23 protein-coding genes are annotated in these 22,963 nt (G+C 54.6%); 7 read left to right on the top strand and 16 right to left on the bottom strand.

Translation table 11 applies throughout. The features are described 5' to 3' along the window. Positions 1-40 precede the first annotated feature (40 nt). On the bottom strand, positions 41-1,528 hold the full coding sequence (locus B7994_RS03790) for a glycosyl hydrolase 53 family protein (RefSeq protein ID WP_088637122.1): 1,488 nt from the start codon (positions 1,526-1,528) through the stop codon (positions 41-43). Between the two features lie 78 nt (positions 1,529-1,606). On the opposite strand from B7994_RS03790, the gene B7994_RS03785 reads away from it, so the two are divergent. Genes B7994_RS03785 through gatA form a run of 4 tightly spaced genes read left to right on the top strand, consistent with a single transcriptional unit; the run spans position 1,607 to position 5,406 of the window. Next, positions 1,607-2,923: a class I SAM-dependent methyltransferase gene (locus B7994_RS03785; protein WP_088637121.1), complete on the top strand. Its 1,317-nt coding sequence runs from the start codon at positions 1,607-1,609 to the stop codon at positions 2,921-2,923. Positions 2,924-2,927: 4 nt separating this feature from the next. Continuing rightward, on the top strand, positions 2,928-3,602 hold the full coding sequence (gene ung, locus B7994_RS03780) for a uracil-DNA glycosylase (RefSeq protein WP_088637120.1): 675 nt from the start codon (positions 2,928-2,930) through the stop codon (positions 3,600-3,602). 56 nt (positions 3,603-3,658) lie between these two features. Beyond that, entirely contained in the window at positions 3,659-3,988 is a 330-nt protein-coding gene (locus B7994_RS03775) for a DUF4321 domain-containing protein (RefSeq protein ID WP_088637119.1), read from the top strand. Continuing rightward, a complete protein-coding gene (gatA, locus tag B7994_RS03770) occupies positions 3,988-5,406 on the top strand; it encodes an Asp-tRNA(Asn)/Glu-tRNA(Gln) amidotransferase subunit GatA (protein WP_088637118.1) in 1,419 nt (472 codons plus the stop codon). Before B7994_RS03775 ends, gatA begins: the two co-directional genes overlap by 1 nt. Before the next feature lie 84 nt (positions 5,407-5,490). Here gatA and B7994_RS03765 read toward each other — a convergent pair whose 3' ends face one another. Further along, positions 5,491-7,374 carry an FISUMP domain-containing protein gene (locus tag B7994_RS03765; protein ID WP_088637117.1) on the bottom strand — a complete coding sequence of 628 codons (1,884 nt, stop codon included), beginning with the start codon at positions 7,372-7,374 and terminating at the stop codon, positions 5,491-5,493. Between the two features lie 62 nt (positions 7,375-7,436). Between B7994_RS03765 and B7994_RS03760 the strand changes: the two genes are divergently transcribed. Further along, positions 7,437-7,994: a methylated-DNA--[protein]-cysteine S-methyltransferase gene (locus B7994_RS03760; protein WP_088637116.1), complete on the top strand. Its 558-nt coding sequence runs from the start codon at positions 7,437-7,439 to the stop codon at positions 7,992-7,994. A gap of 1 nt (position 7,995) precedes the next feature. Here the strand turns inward: B7994_RS03760 and B7994_RS03755 are convergent, their stop codons facing one another. The 10 genes from B7994_RS03755 to B7994_RS03710 all read right to left on the bottom strand — a co-directional run bounded on the left by B7994_RS03755 (position 7,996) and on the right by B7994_RS03710 (position 16,942). Next, positions 7,996-8,730 carry an IMP cyclohydrolase gene (locus B7994_RS03755; RefSeq protein WP_088637115.1) on the bottom strand — a complete coding sequence of 245 codons (735 nt, stop codon included), beginning with the start codon at positions 8,728-8,730 and terminating at the stop codon, positions 7,996-7,998. A gap of 60 nt (positions 8,731-8,790) precedes the next feature. Next, positions 8,791-9,249: a hypothetical protein gene (locus B7994_RS03750; protein WP_088637114.1), complete on the bottom strand. Its 459-nt coding sequence runs from the start codon at positions 9,247-9,249 to the stop codon at positions 8,791-8,793. An 8-nt stretch (positions 9,250-9,257) separates the two neighbouring features. Next, positions 9,258-10,634 (bottom strand): hypothetical protein, encoded by a 1,377-nt coding sequence (locus B7994_RS03745; RefSeq protein WP_144063733.1) that lies wholly within the window; start codon positions 10,632-10,634, stop codon positions 9,258-9,260. Positions 10,635-10,666: 32 nt separating this feature from the next. Then, on the bottom strand, positions 10,667-11,761 hold the full coding sequence (locus B7994_RS03740; RefSeq protein ID WP_144063732.1) for a hypothetical protein: 1,095 nt from the start codon (positions 11,759-11,761) through the stop codon (positions 10,667-10,669). 10 nt (positions 11,762-11,771) lie between these two features. Then, positions 11,772-12,473 carry a hypothetical protein gene (locus B7994_RS03735; protein ID WP_144063731.1) on the bottom strand — a complete coding sequence of 234 codons (702 nt, stop codon included), beginning with the start codon at positions 12,471-12,473 and terminating at the stop codon, positions 11,772-11,774. A gap of 40 nt (positions 12,474-12,513) precedes the next feature. Then, complete coding sequence (locus tag B7994_RS03730) at positions 12,514-13,347, bottom strand: TIGR02147 family protein (RefSeq protein ID WP_088637110.1); 834 nt, start codon at positions 13,345-13,347, stop codon at positions 12,514-12,516. A gap of 214 nt (positions 13,348-13,561) precedes the next feature. Further along, positions 13,562-13,921, bottom strand: coding sequence for a hypothetical protein (locus tag B7994_RS03725; protein ID WP_198957816.1), 360 nt, complete (start codon positions 13,919-13,921; stop codon positions 13,562-13,564). Continuing rightward, a complete protein-coding gene (gatB, locus tag B7994_RS03720) occupies positions 13,921-15,375 on the bottom strand; it encodes an Asp-tRNA(Asn)/Glu-tRNA(Gln) amidotransferase subunit GatB (protein WP_088637109.1) in 1,455 nt (484 codons plus the stop codon). The genes B7994_RS03725 and gatB overlap by 1 nt, the downstream gene beginning before the upstream one ends. Before the next feature lie 44 nt (positions 15,376-15,419). Beyond that, positions 15,420-15,869: a hypothetical protein gene (locus B7994_RS03715; protein WP_088637108.1), complete on the bottom strand. Its 450-nt coding sequence runs from the start codon at positions 15,867-15,869 to the stop codon at positions 15,420-15,422. Beyond that, a complete protein-coding gene (locus B7994_RS03710) occupies positions 15,866-16,942 on the bottom strand; it encodes a hypothetical protein (RefSeq protein ID WP_088637107.1) in 1,077 nt (358 codons plus the stop codon). The genes B7994_RS03715 and B7994_RS03710 overlap by 4 nt, the downstream gene beginning before the upstream one ends. 121 nt (positions 16,943-17,063) lie before the next feature. Here B7994_RS03710 and B7994_RS14145 point away from each other — a divergent pair, with 121 nt between their 5' ends. Then, positions 17,064-18,476, top strand: a complete 1,413-nt coding sequence (locus B7994_RS14145) for a hypothetical protein (protein WP_198957815.1) — start codon at positions 17,064-17,066, stop codon at positions 18,474-18,476. 57 nt (positions 18,477-18,533) lie between these two features. Here the strand turns inward: B7994_RS14145 and B7994_RS03700 are convergent, their stop codons facing one another. Both B7994_RS03700 and B7994_RS03695 read right to left on the bottom strand, forming a co-directional pair. Then, positions 18,534-19,307, bottom strand: a complete 774-nt coding sequence (locus tag B7994_RS03700) for a TIGR03915 family putative DNA repair protein (RefSeq protein ID WP_088637106.1) — start codon at positions 19,305-19,307, stop codon at positions 18,534-18,536. A 4-nt stretch (positions 19,308-19,311) separates the two neighbouring features. Next, entirely contained in the window at positions 19,312-20,619 is a 1,308-nt protein-coding gene (locus B7994_RS03695; RefSeq protein ID WP_088637105.1) for a putative DNA modification/repair radical SAM protein, read from the bottom strand. Between the two features lie 125 nt (positions 20,620-20,744). On the opposite strand from B7994_RS03695, the gene B7994_RS03690 reads away from it, so the two are divergent. Beyond that, complete coding sequence (locus tag B7994_RS03690; RefSeq protein WP_088637104.1) at positions 20,745-21,344, top strand: TIGR01440 family protein; 600 nt, start codon at positions 20,745-20,747, stop codon at positions 21,342-21,344. Here B7994_RS03690 and B7994_RS03685 read toward each other — a convergent pair. Then, positions 21,341-22,150: a hypothetical protein gene (locus B7994_RS03685; RefSeq protein ID WP_088637103.1), complete on the bottom strand. Its 810-nt coding sequence runs from the start codon at positions 22,148-22,150 to the stop codon at positions 21,341-21,343. The two genes, B7994_RS03690 and B7994_RS03685, sit on opposite strands and share 4 nt — an antisense overlap. Next, complete coding sequence (locus tag B7994_RS03680; protein ID WP_233142991.1) at positions 22,150-22,923, bottom strand: YkgJ family cysteine cluster protein; 774 nt, start codon at positions 22,921-22,923, stop codon at positions 22,150-22,152. Before B7994_RS03680 ends, B7994_RS03685 begins: the two co-directional genes overlap by 1 nt. Positions 22,924-22,963: the final 40 nt, after the last annotated feature.

Here is a 22,963-nt window from a genome sequence, read left to right as displayed (position 1 = left end):
ACGACGCACCATCTTTGTGCCATCTTAGGTGTAAAAAGAACTACCGCATCGGGAATTCTTCGAAGGCCTTGCTGTTCGCCTGCAGGTTGCTACCCTTCCAGTCGAAGAGCGCGGGGCCCCAGGCACCGCCGAGCGTCGGTTCCCAGAAGAACGTGCCTATCCAGCGGTCGAGCCCCTTTACCATCTCGGTCGTACGCTTGCGCGAACCGTCAAAATTGTAGTGGTTGTCCGCATCGCCGCCGTTGTATTCCGCGACGATGAATTCAAGATTCGGATAGCTCGAAGTGACCGTCTGGAAGAGCGATTTCCAGTCATCGGGAGCCTTGTCGCCATACGCCGTGTAGGCGGAGAATCCCATCACGTCAGCGGGGACCTTCTGGTTCTTGAATATTTCCGTCATCCACCAGGTGACGGTATTCGCCTGGCGTATGCGTTCGATGTGCAGCACGGTCTTTGTCGAAGGAGAGACTTCCTTGACCGCCTTGATACCCGCCTTGAAGTACTTGGCCGCATTCGCCTTGCCGCTCGAGGTACCCATGTCGCCGTTGATGGCGGTAGAAGCCTTGTCTACATTGTTGCCCCAGCAGTCCGTCTTGTTGTTCGGCACATGGATGAGGATGCCCGGAGTCGTCTCGTTGCCAATCTGCACCATCTCAGGAACCGCGTTCACCTGCTTGAGCGCATTCATCAAATCGAGGGTGTAGGCATAGACGGAATCGGCGAGAGCGTCGGAACTGTTTACCTTGCGCCAGCGCTCGGGAATAATCTGCTTACCAGGATCGGCCCAATTGTCGCTGTAGTGGATATCAAGCAAAAAGGCCATGCCCGCCGCCTTGATTTTTTTCGCATAGGCGACAATGTGGTCTTTGTCGGCATAAGCTTCGGCATCGTGCTCGCAACCCGCTGCGGCATAGCCGTACTTTGCCTTCGGGCTTACAAAAGTCTTTAAACGGATGGCGTTGAAGCCGTGATCCTTGAGGAGCGTGAAGATGTCCTTCTCGGTTCCGTCAACATCGAAAAACTTCGCACCGAAGCGCTCGTATTCCTGCACGGTCGAGATGTCGGCGCCAGTGTAGAAACCGAAGTCGAGCAGAGGTTCGGATGCAGATGACGGCGGGGGAACTGTTTCCGAAGACGGCGGAGGATTGTGCGCCGAAGATGAATGCGGGGGGCGCGAATCCGAGGAACGCGGGGGTTCCATGCCCGAAGAAGAACGCGGAGGTTCAACCGCAGAAGATTTGGGAGGTTCCACAGTTGACGAAAGCGAAGGCTCCATTGCAGAAGAGGACAGCGAAGCAATCGCAGAAGAAATACCTGAACTGGACAAGGGTTGCACTTCGGACGAGTCGCCCAAATCGGGCAAGGACAAGCCCGAAGAGGAATCCCCGACTATTTCAAAATCATACCCTGCACCGCTGCCGGAATCACCGCCACATGCAACGAAAAGAGCCTCGGCCGCGACCATCGCTGCGACACACCCAAAACGGCACAAGTGCCGCACTCTAAAACAACCCTGTTTGTATCCCATACCCTAAATCTAAACTAAAAGTTTGACTATCGGCAATCCATAACTAATAAAAGTGTGCAAATAATTTAAATTTACACCATGCAACCATGGGATTTGCTCGCATCCGATACCGTTCAGGGCTTTATTGAAGAAGCCCTTACACGCAAATGGGATGCGTTGCAAGTTTCGACTGCGCTCCACAAGGCTGGCTACAGCAACGAGGACCGCGCCGCCATCATGGACTACATGGCGCTCGTGCCCAAGTTCCGCGAAAAGTTCGCCAATAAAGAGACGGCCCGCAGGATGTTCCTCCTGTGCAACAAGCTCGCGCTGGAACAGAGCACCGCACAAGATATCGGGCGTTGGAAGGCAAACCTGTGGCCCCGCGAAGGTTCAGTGAACGATCTTTGCTGCGGCATGGGCGGCGACAGTTTCTACCTGCCCGCATCGCTACAACTCACCGGCATCGACCTGGATGAAAACCGCCTCGCGATGTACAGACACAACTTGCAGGCGTTCGGGAAGGACGCTTCCGTCAAGTGCGCCGATGCCCGTTCCATTGAAGGCGCAGCCTTCTTCACCATCGACCCAGCTCGCCGCGCCATCGAAGGCGAGAACCAGCGAGACCTGCGCAACCTCACGCCCACGCTCGAAGAAGTCGTAGAAATCAGCAAGCATTACAAGGGCGGTATGGCGAAACTCCCGCCCGGTTACCCGCCCGCCGAAATCCCGGACGGCACAGAAATCCTCTACCTGGGCGGACACAGCGACTGCCGCGAATGCCTGGTACTCTTCGGGGAACTCGCGAAGAGCCCCGATACTATCCGCGCTGTCATCATCGACAAGAACGGCGAAACTGCAGCCGAATGGACCCGCAAACGCGACCGCTCGCTAGAAACCCTCGACGAAGACCTACAGGAGAAACTCGACAGGAACGACAGCCTCGAAGGCAAGGACCGTACCTACCGCACGGCGACAAGCCGGAGCGACCTGTCCCTAGGAGGAATCGGCAAGTACATCGCGGAACCCGCGCCGGTGCTTATCCGCAGCCGCCTTTTCAGCGATGCAGCCCTCGCCCACGACCAAGACGCGCACCTGATCTCGGAAGGCATCGCATATGTCTCTAGCGACAGGATGCTCCCCGCACCCGCATTCACGAGCTACGAGATTCTCGCCCACACAGAAATAGCTACGGGAGCAGTCCGCAGCATGCTCAAGGAACACGACATCGGGAAAATCACGCTCAAGTTGCGCGGCGTGAAACTCGACCCCGATGCCGAAGCAAAACGCCTCAAGCCCAAGGGAAAGAATTCCGCCATACTATTCTACACACGCTTCCACGGCGAGAAAATCGCAATTCTAACAAGGAGATGCCCACCGGAGCCTGCCCTGAGCTGGCCGAACGGGCGGGCATGACAACATGGTAAAACTTGAACAATCCTGGCTGAACTTGCTCTCCGACCAGTTCGAGCAGCCGTATTTCAAACAAATTAAAGAAAAACTCTTGCAGGAAAGGGCAGAACACCACGTCGTCTACCCACCCGGCTCCAAGATTTTCGCGGCACTCGACTACTGCCCCGTCGACAAGGTCAAGGCGGTCATCATCGGGCAGGACCCCTACCACAATCCAGGCCAAGCGCACGGGCTGTGCTTCTCGGTGCCCATGGGTATCGAGCCTCCCCCGTCACTCATCAACATATTCCAGGAACTGCACGACGACCTGGGCATCAACCCGCCACCGCACGGGAACCTCGAAAGCTGGGCACACCAGGGAATCCTCCTGCTGAACGCATCGCTCACGGTCCGCGCCCACATGGCGGCAAGCCACGCGGGAATCGGCTGGCAGCAGTTCACCGACACCGTCATCCAGCGCCTCTCCGAAGTGCGCGAGAACCTCGTGTTTCTGCTCTGGGGCAGCTTCGCCATCAAAAAGCAGGCACTTGTGGCCCCCAACCGCGGCCACCTGATACTTACGGCACCGCACCCGAGCCCGCTTTCGGCCTACCGCGGGTTCTTCGGCTGCAAGCACTTCAGCAAGGCGAACGAATACCTCAAGAGCAAGGGCCTCGAACCCATCGACTGGAGCATAAAGTAGTGTTTAATGTGAAATGCGAAATGTGAAATGAATATCCTTTTTCTATATTAACTAACATGACTAACAGAAACACCTTCGGACGACTCATCCTCTTTATCGTGCTCGGCCTCATCATCGGCGGAGTGCTCGGTGAATGCCTCGGGCTTCTCTTCGGGGAACTCGGCGAACTCATGAATGCGGGCGGTTACGACAACATCGTGCGCAACTTCTTTGTCGCCTCCTTCGACCTGAATCTCGGCTTCCTGGGAGACAAGGCGGATCCAATCGTCCTGGACCTCTACATGGTTAAGTTCGCGCTGGGCTTTGGCCTCAAGATTAACGTCGTGAGCATCGTTGGCATGATTATCGCCATCTACATCATGAAGTGGTCCGGAGGAAACAGGTAATGGAAACCATCAAGAATTTGAGCACCAAGCTCGCCAGCGGCGAGACATCGGCGGTCGCTCTCGCACAAGACTCTCTCGCAAAAATTGAATCTACCAAGAACTTGAATGCATACATCAGCGTATTGAACGAACGCGCCCTCGCGAAGGCCGCGGAATCGGACAAGCGCCGCGCCGAAGGCAAGAGCCTCGGAGCGCTCGACGGCATCCCCGTCGCCGTGAAGGACAACATGTGCATCGAAGGCACGCGCACCACAGCGGCATCCAAGATTCTCAAGAACTTTGTGGCCCCCTACACCGCAACCGCCATCGAAAAGCTCGAGGCCGCCGGTGCAGTTATCGTGGGCAAGACGAACATGGACGAATTCGCGATGGGCTCGAGCAACGAGACCTCGTATTTCGGCAAGGTCATCAACCCGCTCGACGAAACCCGCGTTCCGGGTGGCTCCAGCGGCGGTTCGGCCGTAGCCGTGGCCAGTGGCACGGTCGCCTGTGCGCTCGGCTCCGATACCGGCGGATCCATTCGTCAGCCTGCCGCGTGCACAGGCGTCGTGGGCCTTAAGCCCACCTACGGCCGCGTGTCCCGCTATGGCCTGCTCGCCTACGCAAGTTCTCTGGACCAGATCGGCCCCTTCGGTTCTACCGTCGCCGACTGTGCCACGCTCCTTAATGCCATCTGCGGTATCGACCCGCACGACAATACCACGAGCACGCGCGAACCCGAAGACTTCACCGCAAAGCTCAACGCCGGCGTGAAGGGCAAGGTCATCGGCGTTCCGAAGGAATACTTCGGCGAAGGCCTCGACGCTGAATGCAAGGCCGCCATCGAAAGCATGCTGAAGAAGCTCGAAGCCGAAGGCGCCACGCTCAAGGAAGTGAGCCTCCCGCACATCAGCCACGCCGTGTCCAGCTACTACATCATTGCTACTGCCGAAGCAAGCTCTAACCTCAGCCGCTACGACGGCGTGCGTTACGGCTACCGCAGCAAGGAAGCCCGCAAGCTCTTTGACCTGTACGCCAAGTCCCGCAGCGAAGGTTTCGGCAAGGAAGTGCAGCGCCGCATCCTCCTCGGAAGCTACGTTCTTAGCGCAGGCTTCTACGACGCCTACTACGTGCAGGCCCAGAAGGTCCGTCGCCTCATCACCGACGACTTCAACAAGGCTTTCGAAAGCTGCGACGTGATTGCAAGCCCCACGATGCCGGGACTCCCGCTCAAGTGCGGCATGAACGAGTCCGACCCGATGGCCGTCTACCTCAGCGACATCTACACCGTGAGCCTGAACCTCTCGGGCCTCCCGGGCGTGAGCGTGCCGTGCGGCAAGGCTGGCGGGCTCCCCGTCGGTCTGCAGTGGATTGGCAAGCCGTTCCAGGAAACGGACCTGCTCTCCATCGCCGCCGCGACCGAGGCACTGAACAAGTAGTCTTTGGCGCTGCATGACAAAGGCTCGCGTGATAGCGAGCCTTTTCTTATACTCAGTATAGCGTCATTCGCGCCAGCTTTACCATTAGTCCTTCACACAGCGGACATTGGCATAAATAATGTTACTGTTATAGCCACTATGGACAAACACTTCCTTTTTCTCCACATTGATTCCAAAGTAGCGCTGAGTGTTACCAGCAATATTGGCCCACATAAAAGCATTCACGCCCATGTTCTTAAAAATATCGCCTAGTTTATATCCGGAACCTATAAAGGAAAGTCCATATGTATCTTCTCCAGCAACGACCAGTGTATCGTTACCCCAGCCCTTCGCCGATAGCAATTCCAGGAATGAGGTTGAAACCAAGTCTTTCAGTTCCGTAGCTTCACTCTCTGACGGGATATGCCACCCCGTCGGGCATGCGCCCTGAAGAGGGTCTGCCGGACTGCAACTTGTATTATACGCGCACGCAGTAGAATTCATCGCTGCTTCGCGGGAATACAGTCGGCCATACAGTTCACAATTTTCATCCTTATCTTCGTAGCAAAGAGAATATTGCTTCTGAAGCGGAAAATCTTCGTCGCCTGCAAAATTCAGGTTCTCGGCCATCCAGGTTCGCCCGTTGACTTCGACCGTCTTGTATGTCATGCCATCACGAGGGTCCGTCATAGTACCGTATTCAATATCGGGGTTAAACTGTTCGCCCTTTTCCGTTAAAGGTGAAGTCAATCCAACGCTCGATGAAGACAAGGAACTGCTCGACGAGGACGAAACGCTGCTGGAAGAGCGTATCGACGAAGATGACAAGGCGATATTCAAGGTGTCATCCGATATACAGCGGACCGAGACAAAAATATTGTCAGTGTAACCGGAATGTATAATCACATCATGATCCGATCCGCGGAAAATCAGGTATCTCATACTCGACCCTTTTATATAGGCCCAAACGTATCCAGTCTTTCCTGCGTTTTTAAAATTATAATCATCGAAATCGAGACACCCCGATGCCGGCATCGAAAAGCCCGAAGTGTTAGTCCCTACGCCATAAGACGTTCCCCATCCCTTTACAGACCGCACGCCATCAAGATCATCGCCAAAAGCGTATGTTAGAGCAGTGGCCTCATCGTTAGATGGAATATGCCATCCCTTGGGACACACACCGCGAACCAAGGTATCACCGATATCGCAGGGGGCACCGAGCATGCAGTAGACGTTGTCCATAGCAGCTTCACGTGAATACAAGCGACCCAGCAAGGCACAGTTGTCATCATCGAAATTAAAGCAAGTCGAACGTTCGAGCACAAGCGGATAATCGTCGTTGCCCGCAAAATTGAGGTTCTCGGCCATCCAGACCCTGTTTCCAACGATTACCGTCCTATAGACCTGGCCATCGCGTTCATCCGTCATCACTCCGTATTCGACGTCCGGGTTGAGCAACTCGTCCTTGGAGGTCAAGGTAAAAGTGATGGACCCCTGGCCGACACTGCTTTTATTAAAGGACCAGGCGGTATCCAAATAAAAACTGGAAGAGCTGTAGCGAGAACTGCTGGAGTAACTACTGCTGGAGTAACTACTGCTGGAATAACTGCTGGACGAGTTCCTGATGCTCGACGAGCTTCCGCTATCCGAAGACCCTTCGCTGCTCGATGATTCGGAGCGTTTGAACTCGCGCCCCTCGGCCGTAAGCGTATCGTCGTAACCAACCCAGATGTAGACGGAATCAATGCGGTCAAAGCGACACTCGTAATGGTCCTTGTCGCGGCCGATAACGGCATCGCGGCCTTCGCGCATATCGTTGCACGGAGTTTTCGACAAGCCATCCGCCGTCGTGTACGCATAGTCGTAGCCACGATCCCTAGCTACCGGTGAGAAGCTGTCATCATCACCACAGCCCCAAAACAGGAAAGCGCACGCCATCCATGCCAAAACATGCCCATATACACCGAGAATAACACGCTCTTTTTTCATTTTTCTCCTCTGTTGAACTTAATCTGCTTAAATAATAGCAAATAAATGCGTATATTTATGGCATGGCAAAGCAGGTTAAAGGCATTCAGACGGTCTGCCACCGCAATATGTGGGGGCAATGGACCTTCTCGTTCGAAGGGCGCTACCTGTGCGGCCTGCAGTTTGCGGGCGCAGAAGATTCCGCCATCGTCCCGAGCACGGTAAAGGCCTGCGCATACGCTGCCGCCGAGCAAGACTCCGGATTGAAGGGTGCTGCCGTAAAGACTTACCGCACCGTCGTGAAGGAACTGAACCTCTACCTCGCGGGCAAGTTGCAGGAATTCAGCGTGTCCATCCAGATTCCGGGAACGGAATTCCAGGTCCAGGTATTCGAGGCCGTCAGGAACATTCCCTACGGCAAGACGTGGACATACAAGCAGGTCGCCGAAGCCATCGGGCACCCGAAAGCAGAACGCGCCGTCGGGAACGCCCTGCACAACAACCCGCTGCAGGTCATAATCCCCTGCCACCGCGTGGTCACAAGCCGCGGCAAGATTGGCGGCTACACGCTCGGCACCGACTTAAAAAGGCGCCTCCTGTGCATGGAAGGCGCCATTCAGAATGAACTTGACTTAGAATAAACTATTTATTTTTATTCACGATCAGGGTCTTGGCCTTGAAGGTCTTCTTGTCAATCCACTTGACCATCAGGGAGACCTTGTTGTCCTTGTCGAGGGCGGCCCAGTACTTCTTGAGCGTGACCTCGGCGTTGTCGAAGATCGGCATCAGTTTCGGGAAGCCGTTGAAGCTCGGGATCGGGCTGCCGTCAGTTTCGTAGGTGCTGATGAAGTGGCCGAGACCCGGCAGGGCCTTCTCGTATTCAAACGTCATGCGTTCGCAACCGGCTTCTTCGCTGTTGCCCCTGCTCTTGAGGATGGAGAGCTTGTACACGGCGGGGCTTGCGTTCTTGTAATGGATGCCGGAAATACGCGGCGTGAAGTTCGGGGCGTCGTCTTCGTACTGGCGCGTGCGGAGGGCGCTTTCGAAGGTGCCGCCGAGCTTGATGGCGTCATAAATCGTGTCGGTCTGGTCGCCGTTCGTGATAATCTGGACGTCGGCAGTGTGGCGCGCTGGGTAGTAGATAATCAGGTGCGGGTCCGTGAGCTTGGATTCGTCGAAGGCCTTCGTCTTCATGAAGCCGGTCTTCGGTTCCATTTCGAACACGCGGTTGCGACTGTTGACGCTACGGCCCATGATCCAGTAGACCTGAACGTAGGACTTGCCGTCGGCGCTTTCGCCGAGGACGATGCCACGTCCGGGATAGGGGTTCTTGGAGAGGGCCTTGAAATTCTGTTTTGCTTCGTCTGTGTATTTCATGACCCCAAATATAAAAAAAGGAGGCAGGGCCTCCTTGGGTTCTAAGAAATTTAGGGCGATTCACTCTTCTGGCGCCGGGCCGGGCACCACCTTGTACACCGTCTCTTTTTTATTGTAAGGAGCGTGCGCAAAGTACTTGATGTCCGCGTCCCTCGCCTCTATATCGAACCAATGGTCACTCACGCACAGGCACTCCGTCGGGATCATCGCCGTGACATCGATTCTCAGCGTATCGCCAGAACGTTCCACATCCATCTTCACCTTCTCAAATCCGCAATAATCATGCATTTTCGGAATCATCAACCGGTATTGGCCGTCTTCGTGATACAGATATGCCAACGGCAAATCGTCCGAGCCCTCTTTCAGCAAGGATACCTTCTTGGAAAGGTTTTCGTAGCAGCCCCTGAAGGACATCTTCACTTCTCGTGAAGAATCCTGGTCGGAACCTGCCGGCGAATCGCCACTGCAGGCCATAAGCAAGAGCGCCAATAGCGCAACAAAAGCAAGTTCCTTTTTCATAGTTCCACCTATTCCACAATCAAGCGCATCTTGTTGCCGGGATCATTGTCATACACCAGCTTGGTCGCCTCGGTAAACGGGATTCTTGCCTCCACGTTGAAGGAAACCTTAGTATTGCAGATGCAATCCGCCTGCGGGGCCGAGGTATCGTAATGCGGAGTCACGTAAAGTACACTGTCCTTTACCTGAGCTTCGACACTCTCGATTATCGACGCACAAGTAACCATGACTTGTTCAATGACAATCTGCGCAGAATCACCATTCACATACATGTGCGCCACAGGCGGGAGGGCGGCATCTACCATCGGATCGTCGGGGGAATCGTTCCCCATACACTGAGCCTCTGCCTTGGTTATCTTCTGGTAGCCCGGATCCGGCTGGTTGATCAGCCTATGTCCCAGCTCAAGCGGCGGCCTATTGTTTTCAAACGCCGTATAGCCGAAGACGGCATAGTTTTCGTCAAACGTGAATTTCACATCGGCCGTGCAGCCGCACATGAATTCCACACCCTTCTGTTCGGAACGGTCGATATTCACAAAAAGTGTATCCCCGATGACCGACGCCACGGTATTGTCCGCATTCAGGTTATCCCAGAACGCCTTCTGCAAGGCGGAATCGCAGGCAAGGGAGAGCTTGACATTGAGCAAGTCAATCTGCGCGAAGCTGTTGGAGACACTGAAATACGCCGCAGGCGGTTCGGGTTCAACCGGATCATTCGTCCATACTTCTTCGTGGCAGGTCGCCGTAATGCTCTTCAGCGGAACGGGACCGTTGTAGATCTGGCGCGAAGATGAACTCGGCGGGGTCACGCCGGACGAAGAGCCCGGCTCAACACTTGAAGACGATTCCGGTTGCCCTGCAGAAGACCCGCCCTGCGAACTAGACGATTTGACCGACTCGCTCGAAGACGAATTCTCGCTGGAAGAAGAGACGACCATGCCCGAAGAAATCTTTTCCGGAGCGGGGCCCTTCACAATCTTGTATACCGAATTCTCGTATGTGAAATACTTGATATCGGCATCCGCATCGGAGATATCGAACGTAAAGTCCGTCGTGCAGAACCAGTTCAGGGCAACTCTCATCGTATCCGAATCCGAGATGTGCAGGGTGTCGCCGGAACGTTCGTACAGGCATTCGTCGCACAAGTCAACGTTGTAATTCATCTTCGGCAGAAGAACCTGGTAGCCACTACCTTTCGAGCCTATCACGAAGGCCTCGCCCTCCCCTTCCCAGGGCGTAAAGACACTGCAGTCCCCTGCATGGGCAATCCCGGTCTTTTTAGACGGCGTCCCAGGATCTCCACCATTGACGTTCGAAGACGTATCGTCCCCGCAGGCGGCAACCATAAGCGAAAGCGCAGCAGCGCATGCAAAATACTTTTTCATATTCATTTTCCTTCTTCAATTAAAGTCAAACATTAATCATTCAAATCAGATGCATCTACAGGAACGGTTTCCACCAAAGGCATCGGCTCTCCCCTGCTGAACACGAGATAATGCGTATTGGAGAACGCCTCGTTCTGCTCTATCCTGAAGGACACCCGTGTCGGGCAAATGCAATTGGTTACCGGACTATCCGCAGCCTCGACCGGTTCAACATAGAGCGTTCCGTTGGATGCATAGACATCGAAACGTTCATAAACAATTCCACAAGGCATCGTCACTTCGGGAATAACGATGGTATCGTACCCGTCATCGCCCACCTTACGGCCAGCAACGGAAGCCTTCTCCGTAGTGTCGACCTTTACAGGGAGGAGCGTGTTGCTCGCCGTCGTGAGCCTCCTGGCCGTCTGTCTGTCGTTCTTGCAAGAGAGATTGATGTCCTTCGCCTGCTTGCGGCCCGTAGCCTCTTCGACAGAAATCACGTCCATATCGACAATTTGCATGATGTCAGGCGTGCCGCCGTCGCTGTGAGCATCACCAAAGACAAGGACTGTCGCCTGCGCGTAGGCGTCACTGTTTTCTACAGCAAATTCAATCTTGAAATCGCAAATGCACCTCATCGCATTCGAGCGGTCGAACGTCGCATTCACGTAAACCGTATCTCCCGAGACATTGACATCCAGGGTATCAACGACAAGGCCGCAGGTAATCATCAGGTTTTCCAGGGTAAAACCCGTCCGTTCGGTACCGACATGGCGATAGGCCACCGGAGGGATAGCCTCATCCTCACCGGCATCCACCATAGGATCGCGAGTCAATCCCTTCGAATTGCACTGGCCGTTGGCATCCGTAATCACCTGATGCGGGTCCACAGGCACAATCACCGACGAAGACGATTCCACCGGGAGCTTCAACGAAGAGGAAGATTCCGGAGTTTCGCTCGACGAGGGTTCCTTTGTCGAAGACGAAGACTTCGCACCCGAAGAGGATTCTACCCCCGAAGACAGGACCGTTTCAGACGAGGAACTCTCGCTACCGGTAACCGGATCCGGCGCCGTCGAAGAAGCATCGTCCCCACAGGCAATAAGCACGAGCGACAAAGTCGCTACTGTAGCAAGTATCTTTTTCATGGTCGCCTCCTTATTCAAGCTCTTTCAGTTGAATTGCATTTCTTTGTTCAAGCACCGTGTATTTAATGTCGGAGTACTCCGCATCCAGCGTAAACTGCACACGCGCCACGCACGAACAATCATACGACATACCCTTACTCCGAATGACTTTGACATACAACGTATCGTAATTAAGGCCGAGTGAGGTATATCCCGGAGTATTGGCCCATTCCATAAAGGCCTCCGCCTCGCTTTCGCCGCACGGAATATTAAAGTAATCGCTAATCAAGATATTGACCGAATCCGCAGCGACAGACTTGGAGGCATAGGGTGCCAGCACATCGCTAGAAACAGCAGGCTCGTCCGTGTCCACCTTGACAACATCTACCGAGCATTCGAGAGAGAAGTTTCTAGGCCGCAAGATGACATTAGACCGATCCTTTTCCGATGAAGAGGACTCATCTATCGGCAAAACATCACTCTGGCCATCTTCAAGTGAACTGCTGCTTTCCATAACGGCGCGACCACTCGAACTGCTCACGTCAGGCTTTATCGAATGATTACTTTCACCCGAGCTGCTGCTTTCCGTCTCAGGGGCAACCACCCCGTTTTCGGTTTCACTCATACTGCTGCTCGACACAACCTTAACGGCGTCCGACGAGCTGCTAATCTTAGCAATCGTACTCGGATCTATGGTACCGCCCGCGACATTATCGTCGGAGCACGCAACCATGCTTATAGAAAAAAGAGTACCTATAATAAGAGAAAGATTCTTAAGCATGGCGCGTCTCCTTAACCTTATCCGTTACCGGGAAAAACTGAAAATTAATTCTACAAACTTGATCTTGGTCCTGGTATTCATTCGCGATAGAAAGCACCTTCTTGCAGCATGCATCGATTTCTGCAATAATCCTCCGGTTCGCTTCTTCATTCACGCTAAGCGTGACCCCGGTAAAATAGCGTTCATTCGGAGAATAGCGGTCAACGGCTCGGGCCGCCATGTTTGCCATCTCCTTGTGCATGGAACGGATGGCAATGGGCAAAGCTTCTTTCGAACCGATGACGGTCTGCTCCGTCTGCGAATAGACCTTCTCCCCGTCCTTCTTCAGGAATCCAGCCTTGAGCAAGAAATTCAAAATGTCCCGGACTTCTTCGGCGGACACATGCTCCTTGCATTCCTCGGCAATGTCACGAGGGTTGGCGCCCGGCATCATCGGGATTAATTCCCTCAAAACAGGGTACTTCCAGGATTCATAATACTGGAAGGCATCTCCGTCAACGACGCGCACCTTGTGTTCCATTGCAATCTTCTGCATTTCGATAAGGGCAGCCTTCTTGACGGGATCCTGCTTCGCGTTGCAGAACGTGACCATTTCGCGGAAATAATCTTTCTCAAAACCGACTAGTCCCATAGCATTTGCGACATTCTCGATCTTGGACTTGCCCAGTTTACTTTCGCCTAGGCAAACAAGCTTCAAAAAATTAGGCGAAGAAAAACCGGCACTCTTGCAGAACTCGCGCCACGAGAACGCGCCCAAGCGCTTGCGCTCGTCGTAATAGTCCTGTATATACAGGCGGTAGTCCTTATATTCGAGAATCGACTTCATGTATACTAATATACGTTTTTATTTTTCGAAAGTCAACAGAAAAATACTATACAAAATCAACGTTTTTAATAAAAATACATCATTTTTGCCAAAAATCAAGCAGTAAAATACAAAATACTATACAACTCGTATAATACAAGGGAAAAGCCCCCCCCTCAAGAACAAGGAGGCCGTACATGACAGCAGCGTTGTTTAATTTATCTGTAAATAAGCGCTACCGTTTCGGATTATAGTTGTTCATCAGAACCATGGCCAGCGCCACACAGAGCATCACGACGCTGCCGACAACAACCTGTTGCCGATGATCGTATTCGCGCTTGATGTACTTGGGGTCTTCTTCATTCAGTTCCTGGAGCGTAGGCCCCTGGGCAAGTTTCGTGGAATCGATGCCGCAAATATCGGCAATTTCCTCCTTGCTCAGGTTCAACGTACTGATGTTAAGACTATCGCACTTGTTAGGGACCGCTTCGTCCGCCGCAAAAGAAGGAGTCGCAAAAAGAAACGAGAACGCAAGCACAAGGACGGCTAGAAGGCCACCCCTGAAGCTCCGGTTCGTTTCTTTCGCTTCAATCATTATTCCTTCGCGAGCTTGTCGAGGATCTGGTTCACGAGGCCCGGGTTGGCCTTGCCGCCGGACTTGCGCATGGTCATACCCACGAGGAAGCCCTTCAGAGCGACCTTGCCTGCCTTAAATTCGGCGAACTGGGCGGCGTTTTCGGCACAGACGGCACGTACCACTTCTTCGATGGCACCGGTGTCGGTCACCTGCACAAGGCCCTTTTCCTTCACGATGGCTTCGGGATCCTTGCCGGTCTCGAACATCTCGGCGAAGACCGTCTTTGCAATCTTTCCGTTGATGGTGTTGTCGGCGATGAGGTTCACGAGCTTGCAGAGGTCTTCGGGCTTGATCTTGAGGGCATTGAGGCCACCTTCGAGCTCCTTCACCTTGGCCAAAAGTTCGGTAATCACCCAGTTGGCGAGCACCTTGCCGTTCTTGCAGTTCTTCGCGGCGGTGTCGTACCATTCGCTCACATCGCGGTCTTCCGTGAGCACCATGGCGTCGTATTCCGAAACACCGAAGTCGTCCATGAAGCGCTTGCGGCGGGCATCCGGCAGTTCCGGAAGCGTGCGGCGGATTTCTTCCACGAAGGCCGGGTCGGTCACGAGGCGGACCATGTCCGGTTCCGGGAAGTACTTATAGTCGTGGGCGTCTTCCTTGCTGCGGATAACGATGGTCTTGTCCGCGTTGGGGTCGTAACGCTTGGTGCACTGTTCCACTTCCTTGCCGGCGTCGAGCGTCGAGGCCTGCAGGTTCATTTCGCAGTAGAGAGCCTTTTCGAGGTTCGTAAAGCTGTTCAGGTTCTTGATTTCGGCGCGGATACCGAACGGAGCATCTTCGCTAGCACGCAGAGAAATGTTGCCGTCGCAGCGCATGTTGCCGTTTTCCATGTTGGCGTTCGAAACACGGGTGTATTCCAGCGTCTGCTTGATTTTCTTCAAGACGAGCACGGCTTCTTCGGGGCTACGGATATCCGGTTCGGTCACGATTTCGCAAAGCGGAGTGCCGCAGCGGTTCGCGTCAAAATGGGAATCGGTCGGGCTCATGTCGTGGATGAGCTTACCGGCATCTTCTTCCATGTGGATACGGGTAATGCCCACGCGCTTCTTGGTGCCGTCTTCCTTGACGATTTCGAGCCAGCCGTTCTTGCAGATCGGGTGGTCGTACACCGGAAGTCCGCCCGTCTGGGTAATCTGGTAGCCCTTCGGCAGGTCCGGGTAGAAGTAGTTCTTGCGGGTCCACATCGCGTTCAGGTCGATTTCGCAGTTCAGGGCGAGGCCCAGGCGAATCGCGTATTCCACCGCCTTCTTGTTCGGCACGGGCATGGCACCCGGCATACCGAGGCAGACAGGGCAAACGTGCTTGTTCGGGGTCGTATTCACTTCGATTTCGCAGCCGCAGAACATCTTCGTCTTCGTCGCGAGCTGGCAATGGATTTCAAGACCGATAACAGGACAATAGTTTGACATAAAAACTCCGTAATTTTACGGGGTATAAAATAGCATTTTTTTTGCTAGACTTCGTCCAAAGTCACGACGAGGGCGTCGGTAAGGGTGCGGAAATTCGCACATTCAGTAAGGATGCAGTCGGCTCCGTTCACAAACGCGGTCGCAAGGCGCAGGGACTCTGCTTCGGTAATCTTGTGGTTCGTCTTCTGCGAAGCGGCGTAGAGTTCGGCCGCCTTCACCGAGATTTCGGCATTCACCGGACACACCTTCACGTTCTTCGAATGCTCGAAGAACTCGCGGTACTGGCGCGCCAGCACGCCCTCACCATTCTCGAATGCGTGGCAGCCAATTTCAAACAAAGTAATAGGCGACACAAGAACCTGAATATTCTTCTCGTACACCATGTCAAGTACACCCGACACTGCCGGGTAAAAATCGGGATGCATCTGCAACAGCCGGACCAGCGGGCCGGAATCCAAGAAAAGAACGCGGCTCTGTCCGATATCCCTTATCACTCGTAGATTTCCATGTAGGCGATGTCTTCGCGCATGCCGGCACGCACCATCTTGAAGCGCTCGGCCTTCGGGTAATAGTACCAGATCATCCACTCGCCCGCCATATCGGTGCGCTTGGTCTTGATGGCGATAGGCTTTTCGCCCTTGTAGAATTCACGCTTGTGCGGAATCACCGGTTCAAAGGGCCTGTAGGTATGCACGGTCTCGCCCGCCTTACGCTCGATAAATCCCTTGCCACCCTTGCTCCAGGTAATATACACGGCACCGTTTTCGTCCTTCATCTCTTCGCAGCTGTCAAAGCCGCTACCGCACCAGAGGAACTTCTTGAACTTGAGTTCCACCTCGGGCATATTGAAGTTTACGACCTTGCGCGTATTGCCCTTGTAATTCTCGTAGTCACCTTCAAGCTTGTACTGGCCGGCATTGTACTCGTTACAACCGCGCTGAGCCACTTTCACCTTGCGGCCCGTCACGGCAATATCTACCGAGCAGCCTTCTTCCTGGTAAGCAAAGCGCGCGCGTCCGTTAGATTCCCGGATTTCGAGATTGCCCATCTCGATTTCGGCGCGGTTGCCCTCGGGACCATTCTGGATAATCACGTCGAACCGCTTGGGGTTGTTGGGGGATTTCTTCAAAAAGATGCTTCCCGTCGCAGAGGCGTACTCGCCACTCAAGTCCAGCGCCTCCTGCTGGAAGCGAGCCAGTTCTGCACGGCGCACCCATACTGTACCCATTTTACAGTCGATAGGCACGTATGTCGGAGGTTCCTTAGGGTCCACCTCGACCCAGGTCACCACCTTTTTCTTCTTGGTCTTTGTCTTGACGCGGCCCTTCTTGTCTTTCACGGGGCGGCCCTTCTTGTCGGTCACCTCGACTGTCTCCTTGACCCAGGAGACCTTCTGTACTTTGTCCTTAGGAATAGGGAGTTCCTTTATCCAGTCGGACTTGGAAAGTTCACCAACGGGAGCTGATTCACTAACAGCGTTCCCAATTTTACGGTATACGGGGAGTGTTTCCTGTGCAAAAGTGATTGCAACGAGCAAAGTAACGATAAAGCAGACTATTCTTTTCAAAACTAACCTCTCAGGCGGGAAATCTAACTTTTTTTAGCAGATTTTTTGACGTTTTTTCGTCGAAGTTACCTTGTTTTTACTAAACTTTTGGCATATTGAATTACCAAAGGAGAATTCAGAGATGAAAAAGATGATCCTCGCTTCTTGCATCCTGGCGGCAGCCGTTTTTGCCGCTCCGGAAGCAGCACCCGCCGCAGCTCCCGCTGCCGATGCGAAGGCTCCCGCTGCAGCACCCGCTGCCGAGGCCGCTCCCGCACCTGCAGCCGAAGCCCCCGCTGCTGAAAAGGCCGCACCTGCAGCCGAAGCTCCCGCGACAGAAGCAGCTGCGCCTGCCGCCGAAGCTGCTCCCGCAGCCGAGGCAGCACCTGTAGCCGAAGCCGCTCCGGAAGCCCCCGCTGCTGAACCCGCTGCCGAAGCAGCCCAGGAAGCCGCTCCCGCAACAGAAGTTGCCGCTACCGAACCTGCAGCCGAAGAACAGGTTGCCGCTGCCGACGAGCAGAAGCCGGCCAAGAAGAAAAAACGCCGCAAAAAGAAAAAAATGATCCAGAACGCCGTGCTCGAGACCCCGAAGCTCGCATTCGACATCAATGCTGACTTCGAATTGGAAGCCGGCAAGGTCTTCTGGACCAGCGAAGACGACAAGTATGCAGACAACCTTGAAACCTGGAACGGCGAAGCCAACTTCGCAGTTCTCGCCGAAGGCGAAGACTTCAAGGGCAAGATTGCCGTTGCCTTCTACCCCGGCGACCTGAAGGACGAAGGTTACGCAACCAAGTCCGCCAAGAAGGAAGCATTCCGCAACGGTCAGAACGGCCACGAAGACGACTACTTCAGCCTTGACGAAGCCTGGGCCTTGCAGGAAACTGAAATGTTCAGCTTCAAGGTCGGTCGTTGGGACAACACCGACAAGAACGGCGACTACTTCGGTGGTTACATCGACGGCTACCTGACTGGTTTCATGTCTACGCAGGCCTCCGAGAACCAGTTGCAGTTCGGCTTCACCCCGTCCGAGACGATGGACTTGTTCGTGTCCTTCATCAGCCAGTCTGCTAACCTCAACAAGGGTGACCTCCGCGCTGTGTTCAACTTCCACAACCTCGAAGCGCTCAACAACATGAAGATCCAGCTCGGCTACCGCAGCAACATCTTCGACGTTGTCTACGACTCCGATGCCGAAATCAAGCACAACGTGTCCCTCAAGGTGAACGTTCCTATCATCAACACCCTCAGCCTCTTCGGTGAAGTGGCTCTCATGAACCTGAGTGCCGATGACGACATGGTCATGCCCATTACCGGCGGTGTCGCTATCGAAACTCCCGTCGTAGACCGCATCATCCTCGAAGCCGAATACATCGGCGACCGCTACGAACATCCTGAGTTCGTTTCCGGTGGCAAGCACGTGAAGGACGTCCTTGGTGCCGTCTACGTCGAGAAGGCATTTACCGACCGCTTCAGCCTCTCTGCCGGCTTCCACAGCTTCGGCAGCACGAAGGACTGGATGCTCTCCGGCAACCTTGTCGGCCGCATCAACTAGTCTCCAAGGCTTGAAATTTAAAGAGCTCGCCATTCGGCGGGCTCTTTTTATTTGGGATCAGAGGGCAAGGTTACAGGCAGTCTGGCGTTCAGGCAAGTTTTTCCAGTAACGCACTGGCAAGCAACGGCGCAACAGCCGCGGGTTCTCGCGTTCCTTGATGGCGATGGACTTGTAGTAGTCCTGCCACAGCCGAGTAAAGTCATCCGTATTGATTGCCTTCACCAAGGCCGCATCGTCGGAAATATCGACCACACGGCACGCTCCGGCATGTTCATGGAGCAACGCGTAACGGCGTTTCGCATCGTAGATAACCCACTTTTCCTCGGCAAACCTGTTGGTAAAATGAGATTCCAGCATGAGCAGGATATCGTATTTCGGCTCGATCCTGGCCACATAGAAATTCCCAGGAGCCTTCGAGAAGCGCACCATACCGAGCATGTTGCCGGCCTCGTGCCGCACGGAGCCCGCAAGCTTGTACAGCGGGAGCATCTCGGGAGATGCGGGATTCTTACCGTAATTCGGGTCGTCGCCCGCAAAAAGTTTGCGGAGGAAGGCAAGTATTTGCATCTCAACCCCCTCCTCCTCGGAGAGGAACGCAGCATTGAGCAGGGAGAGCACTTCCCCGCTCGCCTGGTTCACGATGGCACGCTGCAAGCGCATCGCGGAATCCTCGTTCGTCTCCACGCGGAAATTCTGTTGGAACAGATCGCCAACCGCATCGGTATCGCGGTCCGGAACAAATCTTTCCACGTCAAGATGCTGAGAATAGATTTCGAAGACAGCGCTCAAGAAGCCGTCGAATGTAGAATCGTATGAAATACAGATAGACATGGGCTTACCCTACCGCCAAAAGTTGCGGTCCAGTTGTTGCTGCCGGCGCAAGCGTCGGCGAAGGCAGCGCGAGCGTAGTTGGCGGGTTGAACAGATCCAGTTGTTGCGACTTCGCGGGAGCGAGCAACAGGGGGCGTATCATCTCGGGATAGAACTGCCGGACACCCGCGGGTATGTCGGGATGGTAGATGAAGTATTTCGCCCGCTTGAGGACGACACCCATCTTCTTGAGGGTTTCTAGGCGTATCTTGCAGTACCTGCGGCTCGAGACTATAAGTTGCGCCGACTTTACGCCGATACCGGGAACCCGCAGAATCATCTCGTAGTCCGCCGTCTGAAGGTCAACCGGGAAGAACTCCGGATGCCTCAGCGCCCAGCCCGCCTTCGGGTCGAGATTCAGGTCCAGGTTCGGGTGCTTCGCGTCGAGAATCTCGTCGTAGTCGAACTTGTAGAAGCGCATGAGCCAGTCCGCCTGGTAAAGCCGGTGTTCGCGCACCAGAGGCGGCTTGGTGGTCAAGGCAGGCAGGCGCTTGTCGGCATTGACTGGCACGTATCCCGAGAAGTACACTCGCTTCAGGCGCTGCTGCTTGTAGAACCCCGCCGACAGTGTAAGAATCTGCAAGTCGCTCTCGCCCGAGGCTCCCACGATCATCTGCGTGCTCTGCCCCGCAGGCAAGAAATTCGGGGTGTAGCGCCCGATACGGCCCGCCGAATATTCAATCTTGCGTTCGGCAAAGTAATTCATCGGAGCGTACACGGAGGCGTAGTTTTTCTCGGGCGCGAGGTATGTAAGCGACCGCTCCGACGGGACCTCGATATTCACGCTGGTGCGATCTGCATAGAGCCCCGCCTCGTGTAGCAGCGCCTCGGATGCCCCCGGAATGCTTTTCAGGTGGATATATCCGCCGAACCTGTGGACCCTGCGCAGTTCCTTCGCCACCCTTACGAGCCTCTCCATCGTGGTATCCGGCGAGCCCACCACCGCAGAACTCAGGAACAGGCCCTCAATATAGTTACGGCGGTAAAATTCCAGCGTGAGGTCTATAACCTCCTTCGGGGTGAATGTCGCCCGCGGGATATCGTTGCTCCGGCGGTTCGCGCAGTACGCGCAGTCGTACTTGCAGGCATTCGAAAGCAGTATTTTCAGGAGCGAAACGCAGCGCCCGTCCGAAGACCACGTGTGGCAAATACCAGCTGGGCAAGCATCGCCCAGGCCTCGCGGCGGTGCAGAACGACGCGAACCGCTCGATGTACACGAAACATCGTACTTGGCGGCGGCAGAAAGAATATTCAGCTTTTCACGGACATCCATACTATACTCATTTATTCACTTGAACCTTTGTGCAGTATAAATATAACACATAGTGAACAAAAAAGCAAGCATCATCCTCACAATTTTTACCTATCTTTTATTGCGAAACAAAAAAGGAGCCTAAGATGGCGGGCATAACTTACGAAATTGACGACAAAAGCATCCTGGAACAGATCCAAGGCGACGCAAAACGCATTGCTGAAGAACTCGTAGAAGCAGCACACCTCGGAAAAGGCCAAATCGTGGTCATCGGCTGCAGTACCAGCGAGACGCTCGGGCAAAAGCTCGGGAGCCATTCCGTACCCGAGGCCGGCAAGGCCATTTTCGAAGCGCTCCAGGGCGTATTCGCACCGCGCGGCATCTACATCGCCGCACAGTGCTGCGAGCACCTGAACCGGGCCATCATCATCGAGCACGAGGCCGTTCCGAATGCCGACATCGTGAACGTTGTCCCGCAGCCCAAGGCAGGCGGGTCGTTTGCCACCGCCTGCTACAAGGCATTCAGGAATCCAGTAGCCATCGAGCATATCAGGGCCGATGCGGGCCTCGACATCGGCGGCACCCTCATCGGGATGCACCTGAAAGAAGTCGCTGTCCCCCTCCGCCTTTTGCAGAAGACCATCGGGCAGGCATCCGTTATCGCCGCCCGCACCCGCCCGAAGTTTATCGGCGGTGAACGCGCCGTCTACGACGAGCGCCTCAAGGACGGCTATCCGAAATTCTAGAGTTCCTTATGGCGGTGCATCGCCCGGATATTCCTGGGCAGCACTTCCTTGTGCCACTTGATCCACTCGTCGTAATAGATATACTGACGTTCGCGCTGCCTAAAGACGCGCCCGTGGACAACGCGCCTGCCGTTCTTCTCCTCGACAGGAATCACGACATGCAGGCATTCATGGTACACCACTCCTGCAACCGCATAGAGCGGGCAGTTCGCGGCATCGTACCCCTTGCTTATGCTTATCAGGTGGAATTCCTCGCCCGTCAGCGGGTCCTTGCGCATGGAATGGTAACTTAGCCCACCCACACGGTTACTCCACGTAATGCGGCACTGCAGGGAATCCTCGAAATACGTGTGGTTAATCGCCTCTAGCACATCGTCAAGATTAAAGTACTTGCCCTTCGGCCTTATGGGCGGTAGCCTCCCCCCGCTCTCGAGCGGAGCGCGCCCCTTGTCGACAAGCACCTGGTCTACCACGGTCCAAAAGCGCGCCACCAGGTCCTTGACAATTTCCTTGTTTTTCTTGGTCTTGCGCTTTACGGCATGTTCGGCCCACTCGGCAGCAAGTTCACGTGCCGCGGCAAACTCGGGCGCCGCCATGTATTCGGGCAGCAAGACCTCCGGATGCCCGAACAGGAAGTTCGCCTTGCACCTTATGCTGCGTTTCATGCGCGGGTTATACTTGAAATGCACGAGGCCGTTCGCGGAACACTTCGACATCTTGCGGGCAAGTGCCGGATCGGGGCCGATAGGCTCCTCAAGAGGGAGCCCCAGCTGGTCGAAGAAATTCATCTGTCCGTTATCGGCCATCAGTCCAGCACCCCTTCAAAAACGTTCATCGACAGGAGCCCGCCAAAATAGCTTTCGGGGAGTTCAAGGCCGGCATAATGTTCCGAAATACCGACGAGCGCCTCCTCGATATTGTCGGGAAGGTAAACGATGTAGCTCTCGTTCTGCGGAGTCTGGAGAGTCTCGGGCCTGCAGAAGCACGGGTCCGTCTGGCTAAAGTACATGCGGCAAGATACCGGACGCAGCCCGTAGATTCCGCAATCGCCCTTCCTGTCCGAAAACGGGCAGGGCATCCATTCCGCGAAATAATCATGCAGAGCGAGGTCTTCGGCCTCGTCTTCCGAACCTACGGATTCCAGGCGCTTTTCAAACAAGTTATTAAAGGTATCCGTGCGAAGGCGGCAAGATTCCATCACCGTAATCAGGTCGTCGCGTTCACGCAATTTCTGATACAGAAAAATCAGTTCGAAAGGTTCCACCGACATCGGGTAATGGTGGCAACAGTTCCCGCAGGCCGCCCTGCACTGGATGGTTTTTTCCTGCTGCGGCAGAACCGCCTTCAGGTAGGCATCGTACGCGGCATGGTAGTTTTCCGCAAACGACACGATACTCGCAAGTTCCGCCTTGAGGTTGTCGGGGCCAATGGCATAGTCGCGCCCGAGCCGTTCCGCAATCGCATCCAGGCGGTCACGTTCCGCACCCAGCAAAGACCCCAGGCGCATCTCGGCAATCCTGTAGGCTCGGGTCGGAAAATAGTCGCGACAAAGTTCCATCGGGCACAAATATATCTTCATTAGCCGCTTTTGTCCATTTTAGACGGGAAAAAAAGACTTT

Source organism: Fibrobacter sp. UWR2, from assembly GCF_002210285.1.
Lineage (GTDB): Bacteria > Fibrobacterota > Fibrobacteria > Fibrobacterales > Fibrobacteraceae > Fibrobacter.
This window is presented reverse-complemented; position numbering and strand designations above follow the sequence as displayed.

Excerpts from the sequence above, each read along its gene's own strand:
- B7994_RS03755 (WP_088637115.1), bottom strand. The coding sequence starts at position 8,730 with ATGAAATACACAGACGAAGCAAAACAGAATTTCAAGGCCCTCTCCAAG.
- B7994_RS03690 (WP_088637104.1), top strand. The coding sequence starts at position 20,745 with ATGGCGGGCATAACTTACGAAATTGACGACAAAAGCATCCTGGAACAG.
- B7994_RS03685 (WP_088637103.1), bottom strand. The coding sequence starts at position 22,150 with ATGGCCGATAACGGACAGATGAATTTCTTCGACCAGCTGGGGCTCCCT.
- gatB (WP_088637109.1), bottom strand. The coding sequence starts at position 15,375 with ATGTCAAACTATTGTCCTGTTATCGGTCTTGAAATCCATTGCCAGCTC.
- B7994_RS03725 (WP_198957816.1), bottom strand. The coding sequence starts at position 13,921 with ATGATTGAAGCGAAAGAAACGAACCGGAGCTTCAGGGGTGGCCTTCTA.
- ung (WP_088637120.1), top strand. The coding sequence starts at position 2,928 with ATGGTAAAACTTGAACAATCCTGGCTGAACTTGCTCTCCGACCAGTTC.
- B7994_RS03700 (WP_088637106.1), bottom strand. The coding sequence starts at position 19,307 with ATGTCTATCTGTATTTCATACGATTCTACATTCGACGGCTTCTTGAGC.
- B7994_RS03765 (WP_088637117.1), bottom strand. The coding sequence starts at position 7,374 with ATGAAAAAAGAGCGTGTTATTCTCGGTGTATATGGGCATGTTTTGGCA.
- B7994_RS03775 (WP_088637119.1), top strand. The coding sequence starts at position 3,659 with ATGACTAACAGAAACACCTTCGGACGACTCATCCTCTTTATCGTGCTC.
- B7994_RS03745 (WP_144063733.1), bottom strand. The coding sequence starts at position 10,634 with ATGAAAAAGTATTTTGCATGCGCTGCTGCGCTTTCGCTTATGGTTGCC.
- B7994_RS03785 (WP_088637121.1), top strand. The coding sequence starts at position 1,607 with ATGCAACCATGGGATTTGCTCGCATCCGATACCGTTCAGGGCTTTATT.
- B7994_RS03740 (WP_144063732.1), bottom strand. The coding sequence starts at position 11,761 with ATGAAAAAGATACTTGCTACAGTAGCGACTTTGTCGCTCGTGCTTATT.
- B7994_RS03730 (WP_088637110.1), bottom strand. The coding sequence starts at position 13,347 with ATGAAGTCGATTCTCGAATATAAGGACTACCGCCTGTATATACAGGAC.
- B7994_RS03680 (WP_233142991.1), bottom strand. The coding sequence starts at position 22,923 with ATGAAGATATATTTGTGCCCGATGGAACTTTGTCGCGACTATTTTCCG.
- B7994_RS03750 (WP_088637114.1), bottom strand. The coding sequence starts at position 9,249 with ATGAAAAAGGAACTTGCTTTTGTTGCGCTATTGGCGCTCTTGCTTATG.
- B7994_RS03790 (WP_088637122.1), bottom strand. The coding sequence starts at position 1,528 with ATGGGATACAAACAGGGTTGTTTTAGAGTGCGGCACTTGTGCCGTTTT.
- B7994_RS14145 (WP_198957815.1), top strand. The coding sequence starts at position 17,064 with ATGAAAAAGATGATCCTCGCTTCTTGCATCCTGGCGGCAGCCGTTTTT.
- B7994_RS03695 (WP_088637105.1), bottom strand. The coding sequence starts at position 20,619 with ATGGATGTCCGTGAAAAGCTGAATATTCTTTCTGCCGCCGCCAAGTAC.
- gatA (WP_088637118.1), top strand. The coding sequence starts at position 3,988 with ATGGAAACCATCAAGAATTTGAGCACCAAGCTCGCCAGCGGCGAGACA.
- B7994_RS03735 (WP_144063731.1), bottom strand. The coding sequence starts at position 12,473 with ATGGTTGCGTGCTCCGACGATAATGTCGCGGGCGGTACCATAGATCCG.
- B7994_RS03760 (WP_088637116.1), top strand. The coding sequence starts at position 7,437 with ATGGCAAAGCAGGTTAAAGGCATTCAGACGGTCTGCCACCGCAATATG.